5 protein-coding genes are annotated in these 3,379 nt (G+C 60.3%); all 5 read left to right on the top strand.

Translation table 11 applies throughout. The annotated features are described in order from the left end of the window. Positions 1-294 precede the first annotated feature (294 nt). The 5 genes from ACRXB1_RS33135 (at position 295) to ACRXB1_RS33115 (ending at position 3,163) form a co-directional block, all read left to right on the top strand. Complete coding sequence (locus ACRXB1_RS33135) at positions 295-849, top strand: DJ-1/PfpI/YhbO family deglycase/protease (RefSeq protein ID WP_174364978.1); 555 nt, start codon at positions 295-297, stop codon at positions 847-849. Positions 850-873: 24 nt separating this feature from the next. Next, positions 874-1,476, top strand: a complete 603-nt coding sequence (locus tag ACRXB1_RS33130) for a DUF4142 domain-containing protein (protein WP_449494433.1) — start codon at positions 874-876, stop codon at positions 1,474-1,476. A 13-nt stretch (positions 1,477-1,489) separates the two neighbouring features. Continuing rightward, positions 1,490-1,846 carry a DUF1488 family protein gene (locus tag ACRXB1_RS33125; protein WP_375508125.1) on the top strand — a complete coding sequence of 119 codons (357 nt, stop codon included), beginning with the start codon at positions 1,490-1,492 and terminating at the stop codon, positions 1,844-1,846. 66 nt (positions 1,847-1,912) lie between these two features. Beyond that, the gene (locus ACRXB1_RS33120; protein WP_061998930.1) at positions 1,913-2,518 is read left to right on the top strand and encodes a hypothetical protein; all 606 of its coding nucleotides are present in this window, start codon (positions 1,913-1,915) and stop codon (positions 2,516-2,518) included. Between the two features lie 189 nt (positions 2,519-2,707). Then, the gene (locus tag ACRXB1_RS33115) at positions 2,708-3,163 is read left to right on the top strand and encodes a PA2169 family four-helix-bundle protein (protein WP_075359576.1); all 456 of its coding nucleotides are present in this window, start codon (positions 2,708-2,710) and stop codon (positions 3,161-3,163) included. Positions 3,164-3,379 lie beyond the last annotated feature (216 nt).

Raw genomic sequence — 3,379 nt, 5'->3', positions numbered from 1 at the left:
TGAAGCAGCAAAGGGTGTGCCCAGGGACTGAAAGCGAAAGGCGGCGCTCAGGCCGTTGTCGGCGTCTTGCTGCGTGAAATCCGCAACACGGCGCAACGATTACGCTGATTGTTGCCGCCTGTTTTGCAGCCGCCGCGGCACTGGTCAGCCTGTTGCGGATTTCACGCAGCAAGACGCCGACAACGGCCTGAGCGCCGCCTTTCGCTTTCAGTCCCTGGGCACACCCTTTGCTGCTTCGATGAACGTGGTTCCCTCATCGGGACCGGTTCATCAATGCACTATAGGAGCTTATGCATGGCTGATTCCCTGAACGGCTACAAGGTCGCGATCCTCGCGGTCGACGGATTCGAGCAAGCCGAACTCGTGGAGCCGCAAAAGGCGTTGAAAGCTGCCGGCGCGCGAGTCGATGTGATCTCACAAAAGCTGGGGCAAATCCAGGGTTTCGTCCACACTGACATGGGCGACAAGGTGGACGTGGACGTTACGTTCGATCAGGCCCAACCCGCCGAGTATGACGCGCTCGTTCTGCCGGGCGGCGTGGTGAACGGCGACGCAATCCGCGTTGATGCCAAAGCCCAGAGTATCGTGAAGCAATTCGACAAGGCTGGAAAACCCATTGCCGTGATCTGTCATGGCGGATGGCTGCCGATCTCGTCGGGCATCGTTGCGGGACGCACGTTGACAAGCTGGCCGACGTTGCAGGATGACATCCGCAATGCAGGCGGCACGTGGGTGGACGAAGAGGTTCATCGCGATGGCAACCTGATTACGAGCCGCAAGCCGGACGACATTCCCGCGTTCAACAAGGTCATCATCGAAGCGCTTGGCGAACGCGAAAGAGTGGCTTGAGTTCGTCCCGTCATGGAGATGCGAATGACACGACTGACGCGGCACGCACTGCTCATAGGAATGGCGCTGAGCGTTCCCTTGGCGGCTTATGCACAAAACGGGAACTCCGTTGCGCCGGCCCGTCCGGGTTCGGACAGCCAGGCAGCGCCCGCAGCGAGTGGTGCATCGCCGGTGTCGGCGGCTTCGTCAAGCTCAGCGAAAGACAAACTGTCGACCATCGACCAACAATTCGTTCAGGATGCCGGCACCGCGGGTGCCACCGAAATCGCGGCCAGCAAACTGGCGCTGTCGAATTCGTCCGATACACAAGTAAAAGCCTTCGCTCAGCGGATGGTCGCGGATCACACACGTCTCTCGCGTTACCTCGATGCCGCAGCCATGCATCACGGCATCACGGAGGCGCAGAGCGCCGATGCATCGGTGACGGGAAGCCTGGAGACGCTGCACGGCGCCGCGTTCGATAAAGCTTATATCCAGCAGGTCGCGTTGAACGGGCATCAGAAGGCGATCACGGTATTCAGCACGGAAAGCATGAAGGGCAACGACGCACTGCTCAAGAACACGGCGGCCAAGGCGCTGCCGATCATCAAGCACCACTACGCCATGGCGCAGCACTCGCCAAATTGAAGGGCATCGCATCATGACCGCCGTTCCGGGAAGGTTTGTTCTGCACGATCAGCATCCCCGGCCGGCCTATGAGGATTCGACCATGCACATCCAGTTTGCCGACGACTCCCCCGTCTACGACGGTGATGACTTTGCGCTGCACTTCACGGCGTTGGTCGACTCCGACCCCGTGGTGTGTTCCATTTCTGCAGAGGCGCTCGAAGATCACTTCGGCGCCGCTTCCGCGAGAGAGGAAGACCTCATGAATGCGTACGAACAAGGCCGCGCCCGGATTCGTTCGGTGTGTGCGGAAGCGCTCGATCGCAACGGCGGCGACAGTGTCGTGCTGCGTAGCGGCTTGTTTCGCGTCGCGGGCATGGAGCCCGAATGACGGTTTGCATCGCATGTAGTTGCGCATGTTCGATTTGATCCGATTCAACGTTTTCTGGAGGTCCTTATGTCGCTGATCATCGCTGGACGATTTCAGACGTTTCCAAAAGCCGAGGCCGCGGCACAGCGCTTGTTCACGCGCGGTTTCGTTGAGGAAGACGTCACGCTTTTCTACGTGTCCCCAAGCGGACAACACTCGCGGCTGAACACCGGAGGAGACCACAACGCAAATGCCGGCGCGAAGGATTCATCGAAGGGTGCGGGTAAAGGTGTCACGATCGGTGCCGTGATCGGCGCGATCATCGGCGCGGCCATCTTCCTCGTGTTCAAGGCCCCGTGGCTCGCTGCGGTCGTCGCAGCAGGCGTGGGCGCTTATGTGGGTTCGCTGGCCGGCGCCATGTCTCACGCCAAATCAGGCAAACGCGCGCCGCAAGATGAAACAAGTTCCGATAACCACGGCTCGGCCAATGCAATCGACGCACGCCAGTCCGGCGTACTGGTAGCGGTGCACTGCTCGCCTGAGCAGCAGAGTGAAGCCGCATCGATCCTTCGCGATGCCGGCGGCATGGAAGTGGAACGCGCTTCGGGGCAATGGAGGAACGGACGCTGGGCGGACTTCGACCCGGTCAAGCCGCCTGAACCGGTGCAGGAATTCGCTGAACGGCGCGCATAGAAACGTGCGTTTGGTTTTACGGGCCGCCGCGAGTGTATGCACCGCTGGCGGCCTTTCTTTTTCTACCGCGGCACTTTGTTCAGGCACGCCCGTTGCGACTGTACAAAGACCACGGTCCGATGGGAAATTGCAGAACCATCCTTGCAAACCCGGCCGCGGGCCATCTTCGATAACTCACAGGAGGTTCATATGAGCACGAACATCGTCTCGGTACTCAACGATCTGATCGAAACGTCGAAAGACGGCGAAAAGGGCTTCAGGAAGGCAGCAGAAGACACGAAGGACGCATCGCTCAAGCAACTGTTCGCCGGCCGCGCAGACGACTGCGCACGCGGCGCGACGGAGCTTCAAGGTGTGGTTCAAGGACTTGGCGGCAAGCCGGAAACGGGCGGTACCGTGGGTGGCGCCCTGCATCGCGGATGGGTGGACGTGAAGGCGGCTATGAGCCACCGCACGGACCACGCGATCCTTGACGAATGCGAGCGCGGTGAAGACGTCGCGAAGAAGAATTATCGCGAGGCGTTGGACAAGGAACTACCCGCCGATGTTCGCGCGGTCGTCGAACGCCAGTACCAGGGTGTGATCCAGAACCACGATCGCATACGCGATCTCCGCAACCAGTACGCAGCGGCTGCGAAGTCGTAATTCAAGCTTGTTGTGATGTACGGCGAAAGCCGCTGCGCTTGAAAGCGCAGCGGCTTTTTTATTGGCGTTCGGTGAAACGAATCAGCCAACAAAAAACCCGCCGGCAAGGGCGGGTTTGGTGCTGCAAACTCAAAGCGATCAATCAGTGCGGCGCGCCCTTGTCGTTCGTGCCCATGGCGGACGCTGCGGCAGCCGCCGACGCGCCGTGCAGACGCA

It is taken from the genome of Caballeronia sp. M23-90, assembly GCF_053574605.1.
The sequence above is the reverse complement of the archived record's forward strand: the minus strand, read 5'-3'. Positions and strand labels throughout refer to the sequence as shown.

Excerpts from the sequence above, each read along its gene's own strand:
- ACRXB1_RS33135 (WP_174364978.1), top strand. The coding sequence starts at position 295 with ATGGCTGATTCCCTGAACGGCTACAAGGTCGCGATCCTCGCGGTCGAC.
- ACRXB1_RS33130 (WP_449494433.1), top strand. The coding sequence starts at position 874 with ATGACACGACTGACGCGGCACGCACTGCTCATAGGAATGGCGCTGAGC.
- ACRXB1_RS33125 (WP_375508125.1), top strand. The coding sequence starts at position 1,490 with ATGACCGCCGTTCCGGGAAGGTTTGTTCTGCACGATCAGCATCCCCGG.
- ACRXB1_RS33120 (WP_061998930.1), top strand. The coding sequence starts at position 1,913 with ATGTCGCTGATCATCGCTGGACGATTTCAGACGTTTCCAAAAGCCGAG.
- ACRXB1_RS33115 (WP_075359576.1), top strand. The coding sequence starts at position 2,708 with ATGAGCACGAACATCGTCTCGGTACTCAACGATCTGATCGAAACGTCG.